This window comes from Streptomyces sp. NPDC051051 (genome assembly GCF_040682975.1).
Classification (GTDB): Bacteria; Actinomycetota; Actinomycetes; order Streptomycetales; family Streptomycetaceae; genus Streptomyces.
In genome coordinates, this window is sequence record NZ_JBFBCB010000047.1 from 1 (window position 1) to 23,515 (window position 23,515).

At 70.7% G+C, this 23,515-nt stretch carries 17 protein-coding genes; 8 read left to right on the forward strand and 9 right to left on the reverse strand.

Going from position 1 to position 23,515, the window contains the following annotated elements:
* The first annotated feature begins 237 nt into the window (after window positions 1-237).
* Window positions 238-1,467: a cysteine--1-D-myo-inosityl 2-amino-2-deoxy-alpha-D-glucopyranoside ligase gene (gene mshC, locus AB0N31_RS28750; protein ID WP_366061354.1), complete on the forward strand. Its 1,230-nt coding sequence runs from the start codon at window positions 238-240 to the stop codon at window positions 1,465-1,467.
* A gap of 205 nt (window positions 1,468-1,672) precedes the next feature.
* Here mshC and AB0N31_RS28755 read toward each other — a convergent pair whose 3' ends face one another.
* The 6 genes from AB0N31_RS28755 to AB0N31_RS28780 all read right to left on the reverse strand — a co-directional run bounded on the left by AB0N31_RS28755 (window position 1,673) and on the right by AB0N31_RS28780 (window position 8,831).
* Window positions 1,673-2,608: a PAC2 family protein gene (locus AB0N31_RS28755; protein WP_366061355.1), complete on the reverse strand. Its 936-nt coding sequence runs from the start codon at window positions 2,606-2,608 to the stop codon at window positions 1,673-1,675.
* Window positions 2,609-2,750: 142 nt separating this feature from the next.
* Window positions 2,751-3,422 carry a FadR/GntR family transcriptional regulator gene (locus AB0N31_RS28760; RefSeq protein ID WP_366061356.1) on the reverse strand — a complete coding sequence of 224 codons (672 nt, stop codon included), beginning with the start codon at window positions 3,420-3,422 and terminating at the stop codon, window positions 2,751-2,753.
* 201 nt (window positions 3,423-3,623) lie between these two features.
* Window positions 3,624-5,240: a glycerol-3-phosphate dehydrogenase/oxidase gene (locus AB0N31_RS28765; RefSeq protein ID WP_366061357.1), complete on the reverse strand. Its 1,617-nt coding sequence runs from the start codon at window positions 5,238-5,240 to the stop codon at window positions 3,624-3,626.
* Between the two features lie 18 nt (window positions 5,241-5,258).
* Window positions 5,259-6,797 (reverse strand): glycerol kinase GlpK, encoded by a 1,539-nt coding sequence (gene glpK, locus AB0N31_RS28770; protein ID WP_366061358.1) that lies wholly within the window; start codon window positions 6,795-6,797, stop codon window positions 5,259-5,261.
* 78 nt (window positions 6,798-6,875) lie between these two features.
* Window positions 6,876-7,670 (reverse strand): MIP/aquaporin family protein, encoded by a 795-nt coding sequence (locus tag AB0N31_RS28775; RefSeq protein WP_366061359.1) that lies wholly within the window; start codon window positions 7,668-7,670, stop codon window positions 6,876-6,878.
* 396 nt (window positions 7,671-8,066) lie between these two features.
* Complete coding sequence (locus AB0N31_RS28780; RefSeq protein WP_366061360.1) at window positions 8,067-8,831, reverse strand: IclR family transcriptional regulator; 765 nt, start codon at window positions 8,829-8,831, stop codon at window positions 8,067-8,069.
* 337 nt (window positions 8,832-9,168) lie between these two features.
* Here AB0N31_RS28780 and metH point away from each other — a divergent pair, with 337 nt between their 5' ends.
* From metH to AB0N31_RS28795, 3 genes are all read left to right on the forward strand, one after another.
* Window positions 9,169-12,690 (forward strand): methionine synthase, encoded by a 3,522-nt coding sequence (metH, locus tag AB0N31_RS28785; protein WP_366061361.1) that lies wholly within the window; start codon window positions 9,169-9,171, stop codon window positions 12,688-12,690.
* A 126-nt stretch (window positions 12,691-12,816) separates the two neighbouring features.
* Window positions 12,817-13,515: an HAD family phosphatase gene (locus AB0N31_RS28790; RefSeq protein ID WP_366061362.1), complete on the forward strand. Its 699-nt coding sequence runs from the start codon at window positions 12,817-12,819 to the stop codon at window positions 13,513-13,515.
* Window positions 13,516-13,982: 467 nt separating this feature from the next.
* On the forward strand, window positions 13,983-15,590 hold the full coding sequence (locus AB0N31_RS28795; protein WP_366061363.1) for an ABC transporter substrate-binding protein: 1,608 nt from the start codon (window positions 13,983-13,985) through the stop codon (window positions 15,588-15,590).
* Between the two features lie 256 nt (window positions 15,591-15,846).
* Here the strand turns inward: AB0N31_RS28795 and AB0N31_RS28800 are convergent, their stop codons facing one another.
* Window positions 15,847-16,518: a response regulator transcription factor gene (locus AB0N31_RS28800; RefSeq protein ID WP_016434400.1), complete on the reverse strand. Its 672-nt coding sequence runs from the start codon at window positions 16,516-16,518 to the stop codon at window positions 15,847-15,849.
* Between the two features lie 75 nt (window positions 16,519-16,593).
* A complete protein-coding gene (locus AB0N31_RS28805; RefSeq protein WP_366061364.1) occupies window positions 16,594-17,559 on the reverse strand; it encodes a RecB family exonuclease in 966 nt (321 codons plus the stop codon).
* 174 nt (window positions 17,560-17,733) lie between these two features.
* Here AB0N31_RS28805 and AB0N31_RS28810 point away from each other — a divergent pair, with 174 nt between their 5' ends.
* The 3 genes from AB0N31_RS28810 (at window position 17,734) to AB0N31_RS28820 (ending at window position 21,094) form a co-directional block, all read left to right on the forward strand.
* Window positions 17,734-19,356 carry a site-2 protease family protein gene (locus tag AB0N31_RS28810; protein ID WP_366061365.1) on the forward strand — a complete coding sequence of 541 codons (1,623 nt, stop codon included), beginning with the start codon at window positions 17,734-17,736 and terminating at the stop codon, window positions 19,354-19,356.
* A 50-nt stretch (window positions 19,357-19,406) separates the two neighbouring features.
* The gene (locus tag AB0N31_RS28815) at window positions 19,407-20,306 is read left to right on the forward strand and encodes a tRNA (adenine-N1)-methyltransferase (RefSeq protein WP_366061366.1); all 900 of its coding nucleotides are present in this window, start codon (window positions 19,407-19,409) and stop codon (window positions 20,304-20,306) included.
* Window positions 20,307-20,515: 209 nt separating this feature from the next.
* Window positions 20,516-21,094 (forward strand): hypothetical protein, encoded by a 579-nt coding sequence (locus AB0N31_RS28820; RefSeq protein ID WP_366061367.1) that lies wholly within the window; start codon window positions 20,516-20,518, stop codon window positions 21,092-21,094.
* Between the two features lie 58 nt (window positions 21,095-21,152).
* Here the strand turns inward: AB0N31_RS28820 and AB0N31_RS28825 are convergent, their stop codons facing one another.
* The gene (locus AB0N31_RS28825; protein ID WP_366061368.1) at window positions 21,153-21,458 is read right to left on the reverse strand and encodes a ferredoxin; all 306 of its coding nucleotides are present in this window, start codon (window positions 21,456-21,458) and stop codon (window positions 21,153-21,155) included.
* A gap of 244 nt (window positions 21,459-21,702) precedes the next feature.
* On the opposite strand from AB0N31_RS28825, the gene arc reads away from it, so the two are divergent.
* On the forward strand, window positions 21,703-23,469 hold the full coding sequence (gene arc / locus AB0N31_RS28830; RefSeq protein WP_366061369.1) for a proteasome ATPase: 1,767 nt from the start codon (window positions 21,703-21,705) through the stop codon (window positions 23,467-23,469).
* Window positions 23,470-23,515: the final 46 nt, after the last annotated feature.

The window sequence follows — 23,515 nt, forward strand, 5'->3', positions numbered from 1 at the left end:
TCGGGGCGACCCTCCGCCTTGCGATCGCACGCACCAGACGCCGCCGGGCCTGCCCTTCGGGCAGACGACGCTACTTTCGAAACACGCCCTAGCCCCGCCCGGTCCCGCCCCAGTCGGTCCCGTCTCGTCCCGCATGCCGGCCCCAGCATGCGGGACGGAACCGTGCAAGAGTGCCTTCCCGGTCATCCGGCCCGCTCCGGTTCGTACCCGGCGGAGCCCTCCGGTTAGGCTCATGACATGCATGCCTGGCCCGCTTCCGAGGTCCCCGCCCTGCCTGGTCAGGGCCGCGACCTGAGGATCCACGACACCGCGACCGGCGGCCTCGTCACCCTCGACCCCGGTCCCGTCGCCCGTATCTACGTCTGCGGCATCACGCCGTACGACGCGACCCACATGGGTCACGCGGCGACCTACAACGCGTTCGACCTCGTTCAGCGCGTGTGGCTCGACACCAAGCGGCAGGTTCACTACGTCCAGAACGTCACCGACGTCGACGACCCGCTCCTGGAGCGCGCGGAGCGGGACGGCGTCGACTGGGTCGCCCTCGCCGAGAAGGAGACGGCGCTCTTCCGCGAGGACATGACGGCCCTGCGGATGCTGCCGCCGCGGCACTACATAGGCGCCGTCGAGGCCATACCCGGCATCGTCCCGCTCGTCGAGCGGCTGCGCGAGCTCGGCGCCGCCTACGAACTCGAGGGGGACGTCTACTTCTCCGTCGGGTCCGACCCGAACTTCGGCAAGGTCTCCGGCCTGGACGCCGCCGCCATGCGGCTGCTGTCCGCCGAGCGCGGTGGGGACCCGGACCGGCCCGGCAAGAAGAACCCGCTCGACCCGATGCTGTGGATGGCGGTCCGCGAGGGCGAGCCGAGCTGGGACGGCGGCTCGCTGGGCCGCGGCCGGCCGGGCTGGCACATCGAGTGCGTCGCCATCGCCCTGGACCACCTCGGCATGGGCTTCGACGTGCAGGGCGGCGGCTCCGACCTCGCCTTCCCGCACCACGAGATGGGAGCCTCGCACGCCCAGGTGCTCACCGGCGAGTTCCCCATGGCCAAGGCGTACGTCCACGCCGGCATGGTCGCGCTGGACGGCGAGAAGATGTCCAAGTCCAAGGGCAACCTCGTCTTCGTCTCGAAGCTGCGCCAGGACGGCGTCGACCCCGCCGCGATCCGGCTCACGCTCCTCGCCCACCACTACCGGGCCGACTGGGAATGGACCGACCAGGTCCTCCAGGACGCCGTGGACCGGCTCGGGCGCTGGCGCGCGGCCGTCTCCCGGCCCGACGGTCCGCCCGCCGAGGCCCTGGTGGACGAGATCCGCGCGGCCCTGGCGAACGACCTGGACGCCCCGGCCGCGCTGGCCGCCGTCGACCGCTGGGCCGCACTCCAGCAGGAGCGGGGCGGCACGGACATCGGGGCGCCCGGCGTGGTGTCGCGAGCGGTGGACGCGCTGCTGGGCGTGGCGCTGTAGCCCACCGGAGCCGTACGCCGGGGCGCCTCCTCCGCGCGGGGAGGCGCCCCGGCCGTGTGTCCGGCCCCGGGCGGTCCCCGTCGTGCGACGGGGCGGTGCGCCCCCGCACCGCCCCGTTCACATCCGTTCACATTTGTCCGGCCGCGCGCGGCAGCCGACTCCGCTCAGTTGGCCTCGTCCGTCCGGCCGCGCGCGGCCGATCCGCTCAGTCCTCCGACGAATCGTCCTCGTCGGCGCTGTCCCCGCTCGGCCTCGGCGGCTTCGGAGGCCGCGTCCGCTCCCCGGGGCCGGGCGGCCCGCCGCCGTCCCGGCGCCGCAGATACCGCTCGAACTCCCGGGCGATCGCCTCACCCGAGGCCTCCGGCAGCTCCGCGGTGTCACGGGCCTCCTCCAGCGTCTGGACGTACTCCGCGACCTCGCTGTCCTCCGCGGCCAGTTGGTCCACCCCCACCTGCCAGGCGCGCGCGTCCTCGGGCAGTTCACCCAGCGGGATGCGCACGTCGATCAGGTCCTCCAGCCGGTTGAGGAGAGCCAGCGTGGCCTTCGGGTTCGGCGGCTGCGACACGTAGTGCGGTACGGCGGCCCAGAGGCTGACCGCCGGCACGCCCGCGTGCGTGCACGCCTCCTGGAGGACACCGACGATGCCCGTGGGGCCCTCGTACTTCGTCTCCTCCAGGTCCATGCGCCGGGCCAGGTCCGCGTCGGACGTGGTCCCGCTGATCGGCACCGGACGGGTGTGCGGGGTGTCGCCCAGCAGGGCGCCCAGGATGACGACCAGTTCCACGCCCAGCTCGTGCGCGAAGCCGAGCAGCTCGTTGCAGAACGAGCGCCAGCGCATGGACGGTTCGATGCCGCGCACGAGCACCAGGTCGCGCGGCTTCTCGCCGCCGACGCGCACCACCGACAACCTTGTCGTCGGCCACGTGATCTTGCGTACTCCGGCGTCCATCCACACCGTGGGCCGGTTCACCTGGAAGTCGTAGTAGTCCTCGGCGTCCAGCGCCGCGAACACCTCGCCCTTCCACTCCCGCTCCAGATGCGCGACCGCGGTGGAAGCGGCGTCGCCGGCATCGTTCCAGCCCTCGAACGCGGCCACCATGACCGGGTCGATCAGCTCGGGAACCCCCTCGAGCTCGATCACCCAGCGCCTCCTTCCGACGTGCCCTCGCCTGACCACCCAACCTTACGGCGTCCGGCGGGGGCGCCCGCAGCCCCCTTGCGCGGGCCAGTGAACGGATCACTGCCCCGTTCACCACCCCCGGACACCCCTCGTAGGACGCCGCTCACAGGCTCGACCTCAGCCACTGTTCCACGCTCGCGATGTGCACCGTCGCCCACGATCCGGCCGCCTCCGCGTCCCGGTCGCGCAGCGCCGAGAGGATCGCCCGGTGCTCGCGCAGGGTGCCCGCGACCGCGTCCTCCTGGGTCAGACCGCGCCAGATCCGGGCCCGCGTGGTGGGCCCGGACAGACCGTCGAGGAGGGAGCACAGCACCGAGTTGCCGGCGCCGCGCACGATGCCCCGGTGGAACTCCACATCGCAGGCGACCAGTTCGGCCACCGAAGGCGTGCTGCCCAGTCCGTCCAACTGGGCTTCCAGGGAGTCCAGTTGCTGATCACTGAGACGCAGGGCGGCCATCGCCGTCGCGGCCGGCTCCAGAATGCGGCGCACGGCCAGGAACTCCAGGACCGTGTCGTCGCGGTGGAAGTCGACGACGAAGCTCATTGCCTCCAGCAGCAGTTGGGGATCGAGACTGGTCACGTACGTGCCGTCGCCCTGCCGCACGTCCAGGATCCGGATCAGCGACAGGGCGCGCACCGCCTCGCGCAGGGAGTTGCGGGACAGGCCCAGTTCGGCGGCCAGCTCGCTCTCCTTGGGAAGCCGGTCCCCGGGGCGCAGCGCACCGGAGACGATCATGCCCTTGATCTTCTCGATCGCCTCGTCGGTGACTGCCATGACCGGCCTCCCTGTCGCGCGTCGCCGCTGTCCCGTGCCCAGACATCGGATGTCTGGCAGACATTACGGTGTCGTGCGGTCGCGTCGGCAGTCGATCCGTCTCCTCCCGCCGCAGGAGCCACAGGAGCCACAGGAACACGGGGGGACACGAAAAAGGGACGGCCCCTCACTGGAGGGGCCGTCCCTTTCCCGCCGCAGCGGCTACTTCTTGTCGAGCAGGTCCTGCACCTTCGCGCGGACCTCGTCCGTGGCCAGGCCGCGGATCGTCAGGGTCGTGCGGCGGCGCAGCACGTCGTCCTGCGTCTCGGCCCACTCGTGGTCCCGGGCATACACGACCTGCGCCCAGATCTCCGGGGCGTCGGGGTGCACGCGCTCGCCCAGCTCCGGGTTCTCGTTCGCCAGCCGGGCGATGTCGAAGGCCAGTGAACCGTAGTGCGTGGCCAGGTGCCTGGCGGTGTCGGCCGCCATGCGCGGACCCGGCGCCGGGTGGTCGACGAGCAGCCGGTGGGCGACCGCGCGCGGGTTGGCGACTCCGGGCAGCGGCAGCTTCTTCGGCAGCGCGGAGATCGGCTCGAAGTCGTCACCGAGCGGGTGGCCCGGCAGCGCCTCCAGCTTCTGCATGACCGTCCGCCCGATGTGCCGGAAGGTCGTCCACTTGCCGCCCGCGACCGACAGCATGCCGCCCTTGCCCTCGGTCACCACCGTCTCCCGCTTGGCCTTCGCGGTGTCGCCGGGACCGCCCGGCAGCACCCGCAGACCGGCGAACGCGTACGTGATCAGATCACGGTCGAGCTGCTGGTCACGGATGGAGAACGCGGCCTCGTCGAGTATCTGCGCGGTGTCCTTCTCGGTGACCGAGACGTCCGCCGGGTCGCCCTCGTACACCTCGTCGGTCGTGCCGAGCAGCAGCATGTCCTCCCAGGGGAGGGCGAAGGTGATCCGGTACTTGTCGATGGGGGTCGCCAGCGCGGCCTTCCACGGGGACGTCCGCTTCAGGACCAGGTGCGCGCCCTTCGACAGCCGGATCGACGGCGCGGCCTGGGGGTCCTCCATCCGGCGCAGGTGGTCCACCCACGGCCCGGTCGCGTTGAGCACCAGCCGGGCGTTGACGCCGAACTCGTCGCCGGAGAGACGGTCGCGAAGCTCGGCGCCCGTCACCCGGCCCTTGGTGAAGCGCAGTCCGGTCACCTCGGCGTGGTTGAGCACCACCGCGCCCGCCTCGACGGCCGCGCGCACCGTCATCAGCGCCATCCGGGCGTCGTTCATCTGGTCGTCGCCGTACACGGCCACGGCCTTGAGGTTCTCGGTGCGCAGCTCGGGCACGTCCTGCCGGGCCTTGGCCGGCGACAGCAGGTGACCCACGCCGTCGCCGAAGGCCGACAGCGCGGAGTAGGCGAACACGCCCGCCCCGAGCTTCGCCGCGCCGTGCGGCCCGCCCTTGTACACGGGGAGGTAGAACGTGAGCGGGTTCGCCAGGTGGGGGGCCACCTGACGGGACACCGCACGGCGCTCGAAGTGGTTCTCCGCCACCAGCTTCACCGCGCCGGTCTGCAGGTAGCGCAGACCGCCGTGGAGCAGCTTGGAGGAGGCGGAGGACGTGGCGCCGGCGAAGTCGCCGGCATCGACCACTGCCACCCTGAGGCCGGACTGCGCGGCGTGCCAGGCGGTGGAGATGCCCAGGATGCCGCCGCCGATCACGAGGAGGTCGTACGACGCCTTGGCGAGCTGCTCCCGGGTCTCGGCACGGCTCGGGTTCGAGCCGGAGGCCGGGCGCGTACCGAGGGCAGGCACGGACTTCAGGGTGGACTCAGTGGTCATTGCGGTTCTTACTCCTCGTCAGTCTTCATCGGCGATCCAGCCCATGGTCCGCTCGACGGCCTTGAGCCAGCTCTTGTACTCACGGTCGCGGGTTTCCGCGTCCATGCGGGGGGTCCACTCGGCGGCCCGCCGCCAGTTGGCGCGCAGGTCGTCGGTGCTGGTCCAGAAGCCGACGGCGAGGCCGGCGGCGTAGGCGGCGCCGAGGCAGGTCGTCTCGGCGACCATCGGGCGCACGACCGGCGCGTCCAGGAAGTCCGAGAGGGTCTGCATCAGCAGGTTGTTGGAGGTCATGCCGCCGTCGACCTTGAGGGCCGCCAGCTCGACGCCGGAGTCCTTGGTCATGGCGTCGCTGATCTCACGGGTCTGCCAGGCGGTCGCCTCCAGGACGGCGCGCGCGAGGTGCGCCTTGGTGACGTACCGGGTGAGGCCGGCGATCACACCGCGGGCGTCGGGGCGCCAGTAGGGGGCGAACAGGCCGGAGAAGGCCGGCACGAAGTACGCGCCGCCGTTGTCCTCGACCGACAGCGCGAGGGTCTCGATCTCGGCGGCGGTGGAGATCAGGCCCATCTGGTCGCGCATCCACTGCACCAGCGAACCGGTGACGGCGATGGAGCCTTCCAGGGCGTAGACCGGCTTGTCGTCGCCGATGCGGTAGCCGACGGTGGTCAGCAGGCCGGAGTACGAGTTGATGATCTTGTCGCCGGTGTTCATCAGCATGAACGTGCCGGTGCCGTACGTCGACTTGGCCTCGCCCTCCGCGAAACAGGTCTGGCCGAACAGGGCCGCCTGCTGGTCGCCGAGCGCGGAGGCGACCGGGATGCCGCCTAGCAGATCGCCCAGCTTGCCGCTGGTGATCTCGCCGTAGACCTCGGCGGAGGAGCGGATCTCCGGGAGCATCGCCAGCGGAACGCCGATGGACTCGGCGATCTTCGGGTCCCACTCCAGGGTGTGCAGGTTCATCAGCATGGTGCGCGAGGCGTTGGTGACGTCGGTGACGTGCCGGCCGCCGTTGACGCCGCCGGTCAGGTTCCAGATGACCCAGCTGTCCATGGTGCCGAACAGGATGTCCCCGGCCTCGGCGCGCTCGCGCAGGCCCTCGACGTTGTCGAGCAGCCAGCGGGCCTTCGGGCCGGCGAAGTACGAGGCCAGCGGCAGGCCGGTCTCGCGGCGGAAGCGGTCCTGGCCGACGTTGCGGCCGAGTTCGCGGCAGAGGGCGTCGGTACGGGTGTCCTGCCAGACGATGGCGTTGTGGACGGGCTCACCGGTGTTCTTGTCCCACAGGAGAGTGGTCTCGCGCTGGTTGGTGATGCCGATGGCCTTGATGTCGTCGCGGGTGATGCCGGCCTTCGCGATGGCGGAGGCGACGACCTCCTCGACGTTGGCCCAGATCTCGGTGGCGTCGTGCTCGACCCAGCCCGGCTTCGGGAAGATCTGCTCGTGTTCCTTCTGGTCGACGGAGACGATCCGGCCGTCGCGGTCGAAGACGATGCAGCGCGAGGAGGTGGTGCCCTGGTCGATCGCGGCGATGAACGGGCCGGCGGTGTGGGCGTCGGTCACAGTGTGCTCCAGGAGATTCCGTGGTTGAGGGGCAGTACGTACGGCGCGCGCTCGGGGTGCGGCGTGAAGCTCATGTTCCTAAGCGAATGCGACGTTGTAGATACCTGCGGCGATCGCTCCGCCGATCAGCGGACCGACCACCGGGATCCAGGCGTAGCCCCAGTCGGAACCACCCTTGTTGGGCAGGGGCAGGAGGGCGTGCACGATGCGCGGACCCAGGTCACGGGCCGGGTTGATCGCGTAGCCGGTCGGGCCGCCGAGGGACAGGCCGATCGAGACGACCACGAGCGCGGTGATCAGCGCGCCCAGGGTGCCCAGGCCGTTGCCCTTGTCGTTCAGGCCCTGCGTGAGGACGGCGAGCACCAGCACGACGGTGCCGATGATCTCCGTGGCGAGGTTCTGCACCGTGTTGCGGATCTCCGGGCCCGTGGAGAAGACGCCGAGCACCGGGCCGGCACCCTTCTCCTGGGCCTCGACGGCCTTGGCCGTCGTGTCCTGCGCGCCGGGACCGCCGACGATCTCGCGGTCGGTGAGGTGCGCCTGGAACTGGCCGTAGTAGGCGACCCACACCAGGGCCGCGCCGATGGCGGCGCCGAGCAGCTGACCGGCCCAGTAGACCGGGACGTTGCCCCAGTCGCCGTCCTTGATCGCGAGCGCCAGGGTCACGGCCGGGTTCAGGTGGGCACCCGACAGCGGCGCCGAGGTGTAGACCGCCGTGAGGACGGCGAAGCCCCACCCGAAGGTGATGGCGAGCCAGCCGGCGTTCCGGGCCTTGGAGGCCTTCAGCGTCACGGCGGCGCAGACTCCACCGCCGAGCAGGATGAGTATGGCGGTACCGATGGTCTCGCCGATGAAGATGTCGGAGCTGGACACCCGCGACTCCTTTGTCCTTCGTCCAGGGGACCGAACCCCGGGTCCCTCCGGGAGTTCGAGCTGCCCTCGGGGTGAGAGCGATGTCGGCCCTTGGCGTTGTCACACTCTAACGCGTATTGCCGGTAGGTGTTCGACAATGCCGACCGATGGACGGGAGTCTCGCTCTGGCGTCGCGGGTGCGTCAAGAGTCCTGTTATCGAAAGCACGATCGTTATTGATCGCGGGTGCCTATCGGTCCGGGCGGCGGGACCTCGCCCACCGGAGCCGCACGGGGGCGACCGTCTCGCCCCGAATGTCCCTCATCGGGGACGGCGACGGCCGGAACGCCGTCCCGGCACCGGGTACGACGACGGCCGGAACGCCGTCCCGGCGTCCCGGTGCGCTTCTGCCCGGCCCTCAGAACCGCCCGGCGCCCAGGTCCCGCGACACGGCGCGGGCGCAGTCCCGCACGGCCGCGATCAGCTCGGGCCGCACCTCGCCGTCCCGGCACACGCGCTCCACGGCGCCGGTGATGTCGACCGCCCCCACCGGCATGCGCCGCCGGTCGTGGATGGGCGCGGCGACGGAGGCGACGCCCTCCCAGGTCTCCTCGACGTCCGCCGCGTACCCCCGCGCGCGCGTGAGGTCGAGGAGCTGCTCGAAGTCCTCCGGCTCGCACACCGTGCGTTCGGTGAACGGCTTGCGGTCGGCCTCCATGGCCTCGCTGTGCGCGACCGGGTCGTACGCCGACAGCACCTTGCCCAGGGCCGTCGAGTGCAGCGGCTGCATGGCCCCGATCTCCAGGACCTGCCGGCTGTCGTCGGGCCGGAAGACGTGGTGCACGATCAGCACGCCCTGCTGGTGCAGCACACCCAGGTGCACGCTCTCGCCGCTGGAGCGGGCCAGGTCGTCCGTCCACACCAGGGCACGCGCGCGCAGCTCGTGCACGTCCAGGTAGGTGGTGCCCAGGCGCAGCAGCTCCGCGCCCAGCTGGTAGCGGCCGGAGGCGTCGTCCTGTTCGACGAAACCCTCGTGCTGGAGCGTGCGCAGAATGCCGTGGGCGGTGCCCTTGGCCAGGCCCAGGGCCGAGGCGATGTCCGACAGGCCCAGCCGCCGCTCACCGCCCGCGAGCAGTCGCAGCATCGCGGCCGCCCTTTCGAGCGACTGGATGTTCCGTGCCATCGCCGTTCCGCCTCCGTCCCCTTCGGCCGTCCACGCGCAGCCAGTACTGCCGTCGTTCGGCATTGTCGAACATTACCGGTCCATGCCGACCTCCCGCTAATGGTCGGTCGCTATCCCGTCATCTCGTCGTCCCGTCGCACCACGCGTCCCCCGCCGGCAACAGCAGGGGCAGATCCCGGTCCGTCCCGTGGACGCCCTGACCATAAGCCCCCGGTCCCGGCTACCCTGGCGGCGAGCGCCCCGCACGGGAAACTCCCCGACCGTCCCGCGGGACGGTCCGGGAGTGACCACGGGGCGCCGTGAAGCCGACAGCCGTCGCACCCGAGGGAGCCCTTACATGGCCTCTGTGCCGCCGACCCCTTCCGCCGACAGCCGGACCCGTGCGTCCGAGCTCCGCGAGGCCTTCGCCACCCGAGTGGTGGTGGCCGACGGAGCGATGGGCACGATGCTCCAGGCCCAGGACCCCACCCTGGAGGACTTCCAGAACCTCGAGGGTTGCAACGAGATCCTGAACGTCACCCGGCCCGACATCGTGCGCTCGGTGCACGAGGAGTACTTCGCCGCCGGAGTGGACTGCGTGGAGACGAACACCTTCGGCGCGAACTTCGCCGCCATGGCCGAGTACGACATCCCCGAGCGGGTCCACGAACTGTCCGAGGCGGGCGCCCGCATCGCCCGCGAGACGGCCGACTCCTTCGCGGCACGCGACGGCCGGACCCGCTGGGTCCTCGGCTCGATCGGCCCCGGCACCAAGCTGCCCACCCTCGGGCACGTCGCCTACACCACCCTGCGCGACGCCTACCAGCAGAACGCGGAAGGCCTCCTCGCCGGCGGCGCCGACGCCCTGATCGTCGAGACCACCCAGGACCTGCTCCAGACCAAGGCCGCCGTGCTCGGCGCCCAGCGCGCCCGCCGCAACGCCGGACTGGACGTGCCGCTCATCGTCTCCGTCACCGTGGAGACCACCGGCACCATGCTGCTCGGTTCCGAGATCGGCGCCGCCCTGACGGCCCTGGAACCGCTCGGCATCGACATGATCGGCATGAACTGCGCCACCGGCCCCGCCGAGATGAGCGAACACCTGCGCTACCTGGCCCGCAACGCCCGCATCCCGCTCGCCTGCATGCCGAACGCGGGCCTGCCGGTGCTCGGCAAGGACGGTGCCAGCTATCCGCTCACCGCCCCCGAACTGGCGGACGCCCAGGAGAACTTCGTCCGCGACTACGGCCTCTCCCTGATCGGCGGCTGCTGCGGCACCACCCCCGAGCACCTGCGCCAGGTCGTCGAGCGCGTCCGCGGCCTCGCCCCCGCCGAGCGCGACCCCCGCCCCGAGCCCGGCGCCGCCTCGCTCTACCAGAACGTCCCCTTCCGCCAGGACACCGCCTACCTCGCCATCGGCGAGCGCACCAACGCCAACGGCTCCAAGAAGTTCCGCGAGGCCATGCTGGAGGGCCGCTGGGACGACTGTGTGGAGATCGCCCGCGAGCAGATCCGCGAAGGCGCCCACATGCTCGACCTGTGCGTGGACTACGTCGGCCGTGACGGCGTCGCCGACATGGAGGAACTCGCCGGCCGCTTCGCCACCGCCTCCACCCTGCCGATCGTCCTGGACTCCACCGAGGTCGAGGTCATCAGGGCCGGCCTGGAGAAGCTCGGCGGCCGCGCGGTCATCAACTCCGTCAACTACGAGGACGGCGACGGCCCCGAGTCCCGCTTCGCCAGGGTCACCCGGCTGGCCCAGGAGCACGGCGCCGCGCTGATCGCCCTCACCATCGACGAGGAGGGCCAGGCCCGCACCCCCGAGAAGAAGGTCGAGATCGCCGAACGGCTCATCGACGACCTCACCGGGAACTGGGGCATCCGCGAGGAGGACATCCTCATCGACACCCTGACCTTCACCATCTGCACCGGTCAGGAGGAGTCGCGCGGGGACGGCGTCGCCACCATCGAGGCGATCCGCGAGCTGAAGCGCCGCCACCCCGACGTCCAGACCACGCTGGGCCTGTCGAACATCTCCTTCGGCCTCAACCCGGCCGCCCGCGTCCTGCTCAACTCGGTCTTCCTCGACGAGTGCGTCAAGGCCGGCCTGGACTCGGCGATCGTGCACGCGTCCAAGATCCTCCCGATCGCCCGCTTCACCGAGGAGGAGGTCACCACCGCCCTCGACCTCATCCACGACCGCCGCAGCGAGGGCTACGACCCCCTCCAGAAGCTCATGGCCCTGTTCGAGGGCGCCACCACCAAGTCCCTCAAGGCGGGCCGCGCCGAGGAACTGGCCGCCCTGCCGCTGGACGAGCGCCTCAAGCGCCGCATCATCGACGGTGAGCGCAACGGCCTGGAGGCGGACCTCGACGAGGCCCTCGCGAGCCGCCCCGCCCTGGAGATCGTCAACGAGACCCTCCTGGACGGCATGAAGGTCGTCGGCGAGCTGTTCGGCTCCGGCCAGATGCAGCTGCCGTTCGTCCTGCAGTCGGCCGAGGTCATGAAGACCGCGGTCGCCCACCTCGAACCCCACATGGAGAAGGTCGAGGGCGAGGAGGGCAAGGGCACCATCGTGCTGGCCACCGTCCGCGGCGACGTCCACGACATCGGCAAGAACCTCGTCGACATCATCCTGTCCAACAACGGCTACACCGTCGTCAACCTCGGCATCAAGCAGCCGGTCTCCGCGATCCTCGAGGCCGCCGAGGAGCACCGCGCCGACGTCATCGGCATGTCCGGGCTCCTGGTCAAGTCCACGGTGATCATGAAGGAGAACCTGCAGGAGCTGAACCAGCGCGGCCTGGCGGCGAACTACCCCGTCATCCTCGGCGGCGCCGCCCTGACCCGCTCCTACGTCGAGCAGGACCTGCACGAGGTCTACGAGGGCGAGGTCCGCTACGCCCGCGACGCCTTCGAGGGCCTGCGCCTGATGGACGCCCTCATCGGCGTCAAGCGGGGCGTCCCCGGCGCCGCGCTGCCCGAGCTCAGGCAGCGCCGGGTCCGCCCGAGCGCCACCGCCGTCGAGGTCGACGAACGCCCGGAGGAGGGACACGTCCGCTCCGACGTCGCCACCGACAACCCCGTCCCCGAGCCGCCGTTCCGGGGCACCCGCGTCATCAAGGGCATCCAGCTGAAGGAGTACGCCTCCTGGCTCGACGAGGGCGCCCTCTTCAAGGGCCAGTGGGGTCTCAAGCAGGCCCGCACCGGCGACGGCCCGACGTACGAGGAACTCGTCGACACCGAGGGCCGGCCGCGGCTGCGCGGACTGCTGGACAGGCTCCAGACCGAGAACCTGCTCGAAGCCGCCGTCGTCTACGGCTACTTCCCCTGTGTGTCCAAGGACGACGACCTGATCATCCTGGACGAGCAGGGCAACGAGCGGACCCGCTTCACCTTCCCCCGCCAGCGCCGCGGCCGCCGGCTGTGCCTGGCGGACTTCTTCCGCCCGGAGGAGTCGGGGGAGACCGACGTGGTCGGCCTCCAGGTCGTCACCGTCGGCTCCCGCATCGGCGAGGAGACCGCCAAGCTCTTCGAGTCGAACTCCTACCGCGACTACCTCGAGCTGCACGGCCTGTCCGTCCAGCTGGCGGAGGCCCTCGCCGAGTACTGGCACGCGCGCGTGCGGTCGGAGCTGGGATTCGCCGGCGAGGACCCGGCCGACGTCGAGGAGATGTTCGCCCTCAAGTACCGCGGCGCCCGCTTCTCCCTCGGCTACGGCGCCTGCCCCGACCTGGAGGACCGCGCCAAGATCGCCGAGCTGCTGCGGCCCGAGCGGATCGGCGTCCACCTCTCCGAGGAGTTCCAGCTGCACCCCGAGCAGTCCACGGACGCCATCGTGATCCACCACCCGGAGGCGAAGTACTTCAACGCGCGGTGAGGCGTCGGACACCGTCCGGTGCATCTCGTTCTGCACATTGATCGGACAAGTCGTACACTGGTCGGTCCACTGCAGGCCGGTTCCCCCGAGGGAACCGGCCTGCTCGTCCCTCAAGGAGGTACGTGGATGACCAGCACGGTCCCCGCGCTCGGAACCCGCACGGCCGAAGGTTCGGCCCTCGAGGCGGTGCTCCTCGACATGGACGGCACCCTGGTGGACACCGAGGGCTTCTGGTGGGACGTCGAGGCCGAGGTCTTCGCCGGGCTCGGCCACACCCTCGACGACTCCTGGCGCCACGTCGTGGTCGGCGGCCCCATGAGCCGCAGCGCCGGGTTCCTGATCGAGGCGACCGGCGCCGACATCACCCTCGCCGAACTCAGCGTCCTGCTCAACGACGGCTTCGAGCGGCGCATCGGACGCCACCTGCCCCTGATGCCGGGAGCCGCACGGCTGCTGGCCGAGCTGGCGGCGCACGAGGTCCCGACGGCCCTCGTCTCCGCCTCGCACCGCCGCATCATCGACCGCGTCCTGGCCTCGCTGGGCCCCCAGCACTTCGCGCTGACGGTGGCCGGCGACGAGGTGTCGCGCACCAAGCCGCACCCCGACCCCTACCTGTTCGCCACCGCCGGCCTCGGCGTGGATCCGACCAGATGCGCCGTCGTCGAGGACACCGCGACCGGGGTCGCCGCGGCCGAGGCGGCGGGCTGCCACGTCGTCGCCGTGCCCTCCGTGGCGCCCATCGCCCCGGCCCGCCGGCGGACCGTCGTCTCCTCGCTGGAACAGGTCGACCTGACATTCCTGCGCGGCCTGATGCCGCTCGAATGATCGCCGGGAAGATCAACCGTGAACCCCGATGACGGAAATGCGAGAGCCCTTCACCCAGCGTGCACCGCTGATAGCAAGAGAATTCGGCGCATGTGTGCGCGGTGAATTCATCCCGCCACGGACGGCCGAATTCCACTGCGCGCGGCCGTTGCCGGGTCTGTGAGCTTCGCCACGTCCGGGGGTCTCGACAGGGTCGCGTCGGCATGCAGTCCACCCCCGTGCGGGGGGTGCGGGCGTGTCCTTGTGTCCCGATTCGTGTGACGCTGCACGAATCATTCCGCTGTCGGGTTTTCGGTGCGTCCACGCCCGGTTTCGCTCCGTGATGAGCTTTCAACTCCGGTGGCTGCGAACCCTCGTGCAGGCGCGGACTAATCTCGTCGCGAGAACCTCGCCCCTACCCCCGTGATCCGCCGCGACACCCCTGCATGCCGGGTACACGGACCTGACAGCTCTGGAGAAACTCGAGCATGAACCGCAAGACTTTGGTGCTGCCGGCCGTGGCAGGTCTGCTCGCGCCCGTGCTCGCCGCCTGTGGCGGGTCCGACAGCGGCAGCGGCAGCGGCGACGCCATCGTCGTGGGCACCACCGACCGGTTCACCGCCACCAAGGACGCCCCAGCGCCCCTCGACCCGGCGTACTCCTACGACGTCGGCACCTGGAACATCCTGCGCCAGACCGTGCAGACCCTGATGATCCAGCCCAAGGGGGAGGGCGAACCCGTCCCCGAGGCCGCCGAGAGCTGTGGTTTCACCGACACCGGCAACGAGCGCTACGCCTGCAAGCTCCGCAAGGACCTGAAGTTCGCCAACGGCGACGCCGTCACCGCCGAGGACGTCAAGTTCTCCATCGACCGGGCCCGCGCCATCAAGGCCGACTCCGGCGTCTTCGCCCTCCTGTCGACCGTCGACACCGTCGAGGCGAAGGGTGACAACGAAGTCATCTTCCACCTCAACACCGCCGACGCGACCTTCCCGTTCAAGCTGTCGACCCCGGTCGCCGGCATCGTCAACCCCGACGACTACGACAAGGGCAAGCTGCGCGACGGCTTCGAGGTCGACGGCTCCGGCCCGTACACCCTCAAGGCCGAGACCGACGGCGACGAGATGACCCGCGCCGTCTTCACCAAGAACCCCAACTACAAGGGGGCCCTCGAGGTGAAGAACGACAAGGTCGAGATGGTCTCCTTCGCGGACGCCGAGGAGATGGGCACCGCCATCGACAAGGGCGACATCGACGTGATGACCCGCACCATGTCGCCCGAGCAGATCCAGAAGCTCTCCGACGCCTCCTCCGACAGCAGCGTCGACATCGTCGAACTCGCCGGCCTCGAGATCCGCTACCTCGCCTTCAACACCACCGCCCCGACGGTGAAGGAGAAGGCGGTCCGCCAGGCCATGGCCCAGATCGTCGACCGCGGCGAGCTCGTCACCGACGTGTACGGCTCCCAGGCCGAGCCCCTCTACTCGCTGGTCCCGGCCTCCGTCACCGGCCACTCCAACTCGTTCTTCAACAAGTACGGCGACGCCAACGTCGGCAAGGCCAAGAACCTGCTGTCCAAGGCCGACATCACCACCCCGGTGAAGCTGACGCTGCACTACACGACCGACCACTACGGTCCGGCCACGAAGAAGGAGTTCGAGCTGCTGAAGAAGCAGCTCAACGACAGCGGCCTGTTCGACGTCTCCGTCGAGGGCGCCGCCTGGGACGCCTTCGTCCCGGCCGAGCGCAAGGGCGAGTACGACGTCTGGGGCATGGGCTGGTTCCCCGACTTCGCCGACGGCGACAGCTACATCGCGCCGTTCCTCGACAAGGACAACTTCCTCAAGTCGCCGTACCAGAACCGCAAGGTCATCGACGAGCTCATCCCCGAGTCCCGCCGCGAGGCCGACCGCCTGTCCGCCGGCAAGACGCTGACGGAGATTCAGGACATCGTCGCCGAGGACGTCCCGATCCTGCCGCTGTGGCAGGGCAAGCAGTACGTCGCCTCCCGCGACGACGTCACGGGCACCGCCTACGTGCTCAACTCCTCCGCCACCCTCCAGCTGTGGGAGCTCTCCCGCGGCGTCAGCGAGTGACGGAATCCTCGTCCCCGGGGCCGTCCACGACGGCCCCGGAAGCACCGGCACGGTGGCGGGACACCCGCACGTGAACACGCGCGACCAGTGGCCGGTCCCGTCCGTCGCGGCGGGGCCGGCCTCTGGCCTGTCGAACGCCGAAGGGCGGCCGCACCGTCGGTGACGGCGACGCCGCGGCCGAGAGGCCCGCACGAACGCGGAGGGCGCCCCTTGTCAGGAAGGGGCGCCCTCCGTGCCGTACGGGACGGGGCCCGCTCTACTGCGCTCCGGGACGCACCAGACCGCTCTCGTAGGCGTACACCGCGGCCTGCACCCGGTCGCGCAGACCCAGCTTGGTCAGCACGTGCCCGACATGTGTCTTCACGGTCGTCTCGCTGACGAACAGGTCCGCGGCGATCTCCGCGTTCGACAGCCCCCGCGCCACCAGCTTGAGCACCTCGACCTCGCGGTCGGTGAGCGTGTGCAGCGTGTCCGGCACCGGTTCGTCGCCCGAGGGCAGATGCGTGGCGTACTTGTCGAGCAGCCGCCGGGTGATGCTCGGCGCGAGCATCGCCTCGCCGCCCGCCACCACCCGGATCGCCTGCACCAGCTCGTTGGCGGGCGCGTCCTTGAGCAGGAACCCGCTCGCCCCGGCGCGCAGCGCCTCCACCACGTACTCGTCGAGGTCGAAGGTCGTCAGCACCAGCACCTTCGCCGGGCCGTCCCGGCCCGGCCCGGTGATCTGCCGCGTCGCCTCCACCCCGTCCATGCGGGGCATACGGATGTCCATCAGAACCACATCGGGCTGCAGGGCCCGCACCTGGTCGAGGGCCTGGAGGCCGTCGCCGGCCTCACCGACCACCGCGATGTCCTGCTCCGCCTCCAGAATCATCCGGAAGCCGGTACGCAGCAGAGGCTGGTCGTCGACCAGTAGGACGCGGATGGCCACGTAAGTCTCCTTCGGTAGTCCGGCCCCATTCTGCCCTGCGCGACAACGCCGGACTCGGCCGCCCTCACCGACGGCCTACGCCGATGCGGTCCCCCCGCCCGCGGCCGGAGGAGCCCCGGCCGGCCGCACCGGCAGCGGATACGGCGGGGGAGTGCCGCCGAACTCCGGGCAGTGCGCCTGGTGGTCGCACCACCCGCACAGCTTCGTCGGACGCGGCCGCCAGTCGCCCGTCTCCGTCGCGAGCCGGATCGCCTCCCACAACGCGAGCAGCTTGCGCTCGACCCCCTCCAGATCGGCGCGCACCGGGTCGTACGTCAGCACGTCACCGCTGCCCAGGTACACCAGCTGGAGCCGCCGGGGGATCACGTTCTTCAGCCGCCACACCACCAGCGCGTAGAACTTCATCTGGAACAGCGCGCCCTCGGCGTACTCGGGCCGGGGCGCCTTGCCCGTCTTGTAGTCGACGATCCGCACCTCACCGTTGGGGGCCACGTCGACCCGGTCGATGATCCCGCGCAGCCTCAGCCCCGACTCCAGCTCGGTCTCCACGAACATCTCCCGCTCGGCGGGCTCCAGCCGCGTCGGGTCCTCCAGCGTGAACCACCGCTCGACCAGCCGCTCGGCCTCGGCCAGCCAGCCGGCCAGTCGCTCGCCCCCGGGGTCGTCGGCGAACAGCTCCAGGACCTCCGGCCGGGACTCGCGCAGCCGCTCCCACTGACCGGGGACCAGCGACCTGGCCCGCGGCGCGGTCCGCTCCGCGGCCGGCGCGTCGAACAGACGCTCCAGCACCGCGTGCACCAGCGTGCCCCTGGTGGCCGCCGCGCTCGGCTTCTCCGGCAGCCGGTCGATCACCCGGAACCGGTACAGCAGCGGACACTGCATGAAGTCCCCGGCGCGCGACGGCGACAGCGAGGCGGGCGCCGCCGGGACGACGGCCTTCTCACCGGCGGCCCGCACCGCCGCCCCGGCCGCCACCCCCGGCGGGCCCCCCACGCCGTCCTCGTCGCCGGACCGGGCGACACCCTCGCTGCTGCTCTCCATGCCACAGACCTTACGGCCCGCCACCGACAGCGACCCCGCACCGCCGCCGACAGAGGCGACAGCCGTGAAAACACAGGGGGTGCCGGAGCCTGACGCGTCCCGACGGACGCATACCATCGGTCCCAGACCCTCCCGCCCGGCAGGAGCGGGAGTCGCAACCAACGAGGGGACACCGTGGTGGAAAGCGGCGGGAGCGGGCGGCCGCGGCCGGGCAGCGAGGAGTCGGCCGGGCACCACGTGACACCTGCGCCCCCGGCCGCCTCCGAGGAGACCGCCGCCGAGGTCGACGGCACCTCCGCGGAGCGGCGGGCCGGTCCCGCGAAAGAGACGGCGGACGAGACGACGGACGAGACGGCCCGGGAGGAGCGGCAGGGCCGTGAGGGCCGTGAGGGCCGCGAGGGCCAGGAAGGCCAGGAGGCGCAGGAGACCGAGCGTGCCGGGACGGACCGGCAGGCGACGGAGCCGGCCGGAAAGGCCGGGACGCGACCCGGGAGCACCCCGGACCCGACGGCCCGCCGGACCCCGGACGTCCACGACCCCCACGACCCCCACGACCTCCACCCGGACCGCCCCCACGCCCACAGCACCCCGGCCCTCGGCGACGCCCCCACCCCCGCCAAGGGCCGCCGCCCCCCGCGCCCCCCGGAGTCCCGCGGCGGCCTGCTGATGGGACGCCCCTTCGGCGTCCCCGTCTACGTGGCCCCCAGCTGGTTCCTGGTCGCCGCGCTGATCACCTGGGTGTTCGGCGGCCAGCTCGACCGCGTGCTGCCCGAGCTGGGCGCCGCCCGCTACCTCGTCGCCCTCTTCTTCGCGGTCGCCTTCTACGCCTCCGTCCTCGTCCACGAGCTGGCGCACACCATCGCCGCCCTCCGCTTCAAGCTCCCGGTCCGCCGCATCCAGCTCCAGTTCTTCGGCGGCGTCTCCGAGATCGAGAAGGAGGCCGAGACGCCCGGCCGGGAGTTCGTGCTGGCCTTCGTCGGCCCCCTGCTCTCCCTGGTGCTCGCCGGCCTCTTCTACCTCGCCATGCAGACCGTGGAGCCCGGCACCGTCCCCGGCGTCCTGCTGGCCGGGCTGATGGTCTCCAACCTCATCGTGGCGGTCTTCAACCTCCTGCCGGGACTCCCGCTCGACGGCGGCCGTATGCTCCGCGCCGTCGTCTGGAAGATCACCGGCAAGCCCATGACCGGCACCGTCGCCGCCGCCTGGGTCGGCCGCGCCCTCGCCGTGTCCGTCCTGATCGGCCTCCCGCTCCTCACCCAGTCCGGGGCGCTCGGCTCCCAGGCCGAGGACAGCGTCGGCATGGACACCGTCCTGGACGCCCTGCTCGCCGCCATCCTCGCCGCGATCATCTGGACCGGCGCCGGCAACAGCCTGCGCATGGCCCGCCTGCGCGAGCACCTCCCCGACCTGCGCGCCCGCAAGCTGACCCGCCGCGCGGTCCCGGTCGAGACGAACACCCCGCTCTCCGAGGCACTGCGCCGAGCCAACGACGCGGGCGCCCGCGCCCTCGTCGTCGTCGACGCCCACGGCGAACCCCTCTCCCTGGTCCGCGAGGCCGCCATCGTCGGCGTACCCGAACACCGCCGCCCCTGGGTCGCGGTCAGCGGCCTCGCCCAGGACCTCACCGAAGGCATGCGGGTCTCCGCCGAACTCGCCGGCGAGGACCTCCTGGACGCCCTGCGCGCCACCCCCGCCACCGAGTACCTGGTGGTCGAGGAGACCGGCGAGATCTACGGCGTCCTCTCCGCGGCCGACGTCGAGCGCGCCTTCGTGAAGGCCATGGCCAGGCCCTCCTAGCCGCGGCCCCGGTGGTCGGCGACCCCCGCAAATCCCGGTAGGCTGTTCACATGTCCGAACCGACCGGTGCCGCCCGCAGGCGCGGGCCCTTCAAGGTCGGGGACCAGGTTCAGCTGACCGACCCCAAGGGCCGCCACTACACGTTCACGCTCGAGGCCGGGAAGAATTTCCACACCCACAAGGGTTCCTTCCCGCACGACGAACTGATCGGTGCTCCCGAGGGCAGCGTCGTCCGCACCACCGGGAACGTCGCCTACCTCGCGCTGCGCCCCCTGCTCCCCGACTACGTCCTGTCCATGCCCCGCGGCGCCGCCGTGGTCTACCCCAAGGACGCGGGGCAGATCCTCGCCTTCGCCGACATCTTCCCCGGCGCGCGCGTCGTGGAGGCCGGCGTCGGCTCCGGCTCGCTCAGCAGCTTCCTGCTGCGTGCCATCGGCGACCAGGGCATGCTGCACAGCTACGAGCGCCGCGAGGACTTCGCGGAGATCGCCCAGCAGAACGTGGAGCGCTACTTCGGCGGCCCGCACCCCGCCTGGCAGCTCACCGTCGGCGACCTCCAGGACAACCTCAGCGACACCGACGTGGACCGCGTCATCCTCGACATGCTCGCCCCCTGGGAGTGCCTGGAGGCCGTCTCCAAGGCACTCGTCCCCGGCGGCATCCTGTGCTGCTACGTCGCGACCACCACCCAGCTCGCCCGGACCGTCGAGTCCATCCGCGAGATCGGCTCCTTCAACGAGCCGACCTCCTGGGAGACGATGATCCGCAACTGGCACGTCGAGGGCCTGGCCGTGCGCCCCGACCACCGCATGATCGGCCACACCGGCTTCCTCCTCACCGCCCGCCGCCTGGCCGACGGCGTCGAGCCGCCGATGCGCCGCCGCCGCCCCGCCAAGGGCGCCTACGGCGAGGACTACACCGGCCCCAACGCCGACGGCGGCACCCGCTAGCCGCCGCCCGGGGCGGGCGAACGCCGCACCAACGAACCGGCGCCGTGGCCCAGTTCCCGTGAACCTGCGGAACTGGGCCACGGCGTCGTCGGTTTGGCACCGCCCGGGATCCCCGACCCCCCTGTTCCCCGCACTGTGACGTGTGGCACGATGCAGACCCCCCACCGGCACAGCCCCTACCGGCACAGCCCTCACAGGAGACGCTCCTCGTGCAGCAATCCGCCGTCCCGGAACTGGCACACACTCACACCCGGCCGATCCACTGGGTCGCGACGGCCACCGCCGTCGCCGGCGTCGTGGCCCTGTCCTCGGTGCTCCAGCCCGGCCCCGCGACCGCCGCCCAGGCGAGCGGCCCCGGCGCGGCCCCCGCGCCCGTCACCGTGGCCGCCCCGGCCACCACGGGCGTCGACTTCCCCATCGAGTGCGGCCCGGTGAAGGCACTGGTGATGAAAAGGGCCTCCGGGGACCTGGACGGCGACGGCAGGCCGGAAACAGTCGCCGCGGTCCACTGCGACGCCCCCATGGGCACCCCGCCCGACGGCGTCTACGTCCTCACCCAGGCCGCCGGCGCGACCGGCCCCCGGGTCGTCGCCACACTCGTCGACCCCAAGGAACGCCGCACCGTCACCGCCCTGTCGGTCGGCGACGGCGCCGTCCTCGCCGACTACCTCGGCTATTCCTCGGCCGACGTGCCCAGTTGCTGCCCGGACGTCAAGGAGAGCGCCAAGTGGCGGTGGCAGGACCACGCGTTCGTCCGCTCGACCCCCGCCGCCACCCACAGCGTCTGAATCAGGCCACCGGCCGCCGTGAGAAACCAGACAGCCGTCACAGTCGGTGCCTGTCCGCTCACCCGGCGTCCGGGCCGTGGACCTCGACCCTGTCCGAAACCCTCCGGACATGGATGCAGTCGCCCGGACACTCCCGCGCCGAGTCCACCACGTCCGCCAGCAGCGGCAGCGGAACCGGCGCCGTGGCGCCCTTGTCCTGCAGAAGCTCGTCATCAGGGGTCTTGACGTACGCCAGACCGTCGATGTCCAGCTCGAACACCTCCGGCGCGTACTGCGCGCAGATGCCGTCGCCGGTACAGAGATCCTGGTCGATCCAGACCTCCAGCGCCTCGCCACCGACACCGGCTTCCTGCTGTACGCCCATAACTCCTGCCGATTGTTTGCCGAGCCGTACGGGAACGATGCAGGCTCTGACGGGTGTTGAACACTTCGACCCTACCTCCGGCAGCTTTCCAATCATGTTCGGTGGGTATTCCCCTGGCGTGAGGGAGAGCGCAAGGGTGAAGATCGGACACACCCCGACAGTCTTTGTGATCTAGGGGTTTCAATCGACACCCACCCAGGTAGGGTCTGGAAGCGTCCAGCTCCCCTTGGAGGAGGTGAGGACCGTGGCAGCCCACGACGACGACATGAACCGCGGCATCCGCCCGGGACGAGGGTCCGACGACCCCGACGGGCAGATTGCCTACCTTGAGCAGGAGATCGCCGTCCTGCGACGCAAGCTCGCCGACTCTCCGCGACACACGAGGATTCTCGAAGAGCGGATCGTCGAGCTGCAGACCAACCTGGCCGGCGTGTCCGCCCAGAACGAGAGACTGGCCAACACACTCCGTGAGGCCCGCGACCAGATCGTGGCCCTCAAGGAAGAAGTCGACCGGCTCGCACAGCCGCCCGCCGGCTTCGGTGTCTTCCTTCAGGCGAACGAGGACGGCACCGCCGACATCTTCACCGGGGGCCGCAAGCTCCGGGTGAACGTCAGCCCCAGCGTCGAGCTCGAGGAGCTCCGGCGCGGCCAGGAACTGATGCTCAACGAAGCACTCAACGTGGTCGAGGCCATGGAGTACGAGAGCGTCGGCGACATCGTCACCCTCAAGGAGATCCTCGAGGACGGCCAGCGCGCCCTGGTGGTCGGGCACACCGACGAAGAGCGGGTGGTGAGGCTCGCCGAGCCCCTGCTGGACGTCGTCATCCGGCCCGGCGACGCCCTGCTCCTCGAACCCCGCTCCGGGTACGTCTACGAAGTCGTCCCCAAGAGCGAGGTCGAAGAACTCGTCCTCGAAGAGGTCCCGGACATCGGGTACGAGCAGATCGGCGGTCTCGGCGGCCAGATCGAGGCCATCCGCGACGCGGTCGAGCTGCCCTACCTCTACCCGGACCTGTTCCGGGAGCACGAGCTGCGGCCGCCCAAGGGCGTCCTGCTCTACGGGCCCCCCGGATGCGGCAAGACGCTCATCGCCAAGGCCGTCGCCAACTCGCTGGCCAAGAAGGTCGCCGAGGTCACCGGCCAGGCCGCCGGCAAGAGCTTCTTCCTCAACATCAAGGGCCCCGAGCTGCTCAACAAGTACGTCGGCGAGACCGAGCGGCAGATCCGCCTGGTCTTCCAGCGCGCTCGTGAGAAGGCCAGCGAGGGCACCCCCGTCATCGTCTTCTTCGACGAGATGGAGTCCCTCTTCCGCACCCGCGGCTCCGGTGTCAGCTCGGACGTGGAGAACACCATCGTCCCGCAGCTGCTCGCCGAGATCGACGGCGTGGAAGGCCTGCAGAACGTGGTCGTGATCGGTGCCTCCAACCGCGAGGACATGATCGACCCGGCCATCCTGCGCCCCGGCCGGCTCGACGTGAAGATCAAGATCGAACGTCCGGACGCCGAAGCGGCCAAGGACATCTTCGGCAAGTACCTCACCGAACGTCTCCCGCTCCACTCGGACGACCTCGGCGAGCACGCCGGCGACCGCACCACCACCGTCGAAAGCATGATCCAGACGGCAGTGGAACACATGTACGCCGAATCCGAGGAGAACCGCTTCCTGGAAGTCACCTACGCCAACGGCGACAAGGAGGTCCTCTACTTCAAGGACTTCAACTCCGGAGCCATGATCGAGAACATCGTGGGCCGGGCCAAGAAAATGGCGATCAAGGACTTCCTGGAGAAGAACCAGAAGGGCCTTCGCGTCTCCCACCTCCTCCAGGCCTGCGTGGACGAGTTCAAGGAGAACGAGGACCTTCCCAACACCACCAACCCCGACGACTGGGCCCGCATCTCCGGAAAGAAGGGCGAGCGGATCGTCTACATCCGCACCCTGATCACCGGAAAGCAGGGCTCCGACACCGGACGCTCCATCGACACGGTGGCGAACACCGGACAGTACCTGTAGAACCAGGGCGGCTGCGGGTGCCCTTTCCGGGTACCCGCAGCCGACT

Bases quoted from the DNA above. Each gene is read 5' to 3' on its own strand.
- AB0N31_RS28760 (WP_366061356.1), bottom strand. From the start codon at position 3,422: ATGGCAGTCACCGACGAGGCGATCGAGAAGATCAAGGGCATGATCGTC.
- mshC (WP_366061354.1), top strand. From the start codon at position 238: ATGCATGCCTGGCCCGCTTCCGAGGTCCCCGCCCTGCCTGGTCAGGGC.
- AB0N31_RS28765 (WP_366061357.1), bottom strand. From the start codon at position 5,240: ATGACCACTGAGTCCACCCTGAAGTCCGTGCCTGCCCTCGGTACGCGC.
- AB0N31_RS28795 (WP_366061363.1), top strand. From the start codon at position 13,983: ATGAACCGCAAGACTTTGGTGCTGCCGGCCGTGGCAGGTCTGCTCGCG.
- metH (WP_366061361.1), top strand. From the start codon at position 9,169: ATGGCCTCTGTGCCGCCGACCCCTTCCGCCGACAGCCGGACCCGTGCG.
- AB0N31_RS28815 (WP_366061366.1), top strand. From the start codon at position 19,407: ATGTCCGAACCGACCGGTGCCGCCCGCAGGCGCGGGCCCTTCAAGGTC.
- AB0N31_RS28790 (WP_366061362.1), top strand. From the start codon at position 12,817: ATGACCAGCACGGTCCCCGCGCTCGGAACCCGCACGGCCGAAGGTTCG.
- AB0N31_RS28780 (WP_366061360.1), bottom strand. From the start codon at position 8,831: ATGGCACGGAACATCCAGTCGCTCGAAAGGGCGGCCGCGATGCTGCGA.
- AB0N31_RS28805 (WP_366061364.1), bottom strand. From the start codon at position 17,559: ATGGAGAGCAGCAGCGAGGGTGTCGCCCGGTCCGGCGACGAGGACGGC.
- AB0N31_RS28825 (WP_366061368.1), bottom strand. From the start codon at position 21,458: ATGGGCGTACAGCAGGAAGCCGGTGTCGGTGGCGAGGCGCTGGAGGTC.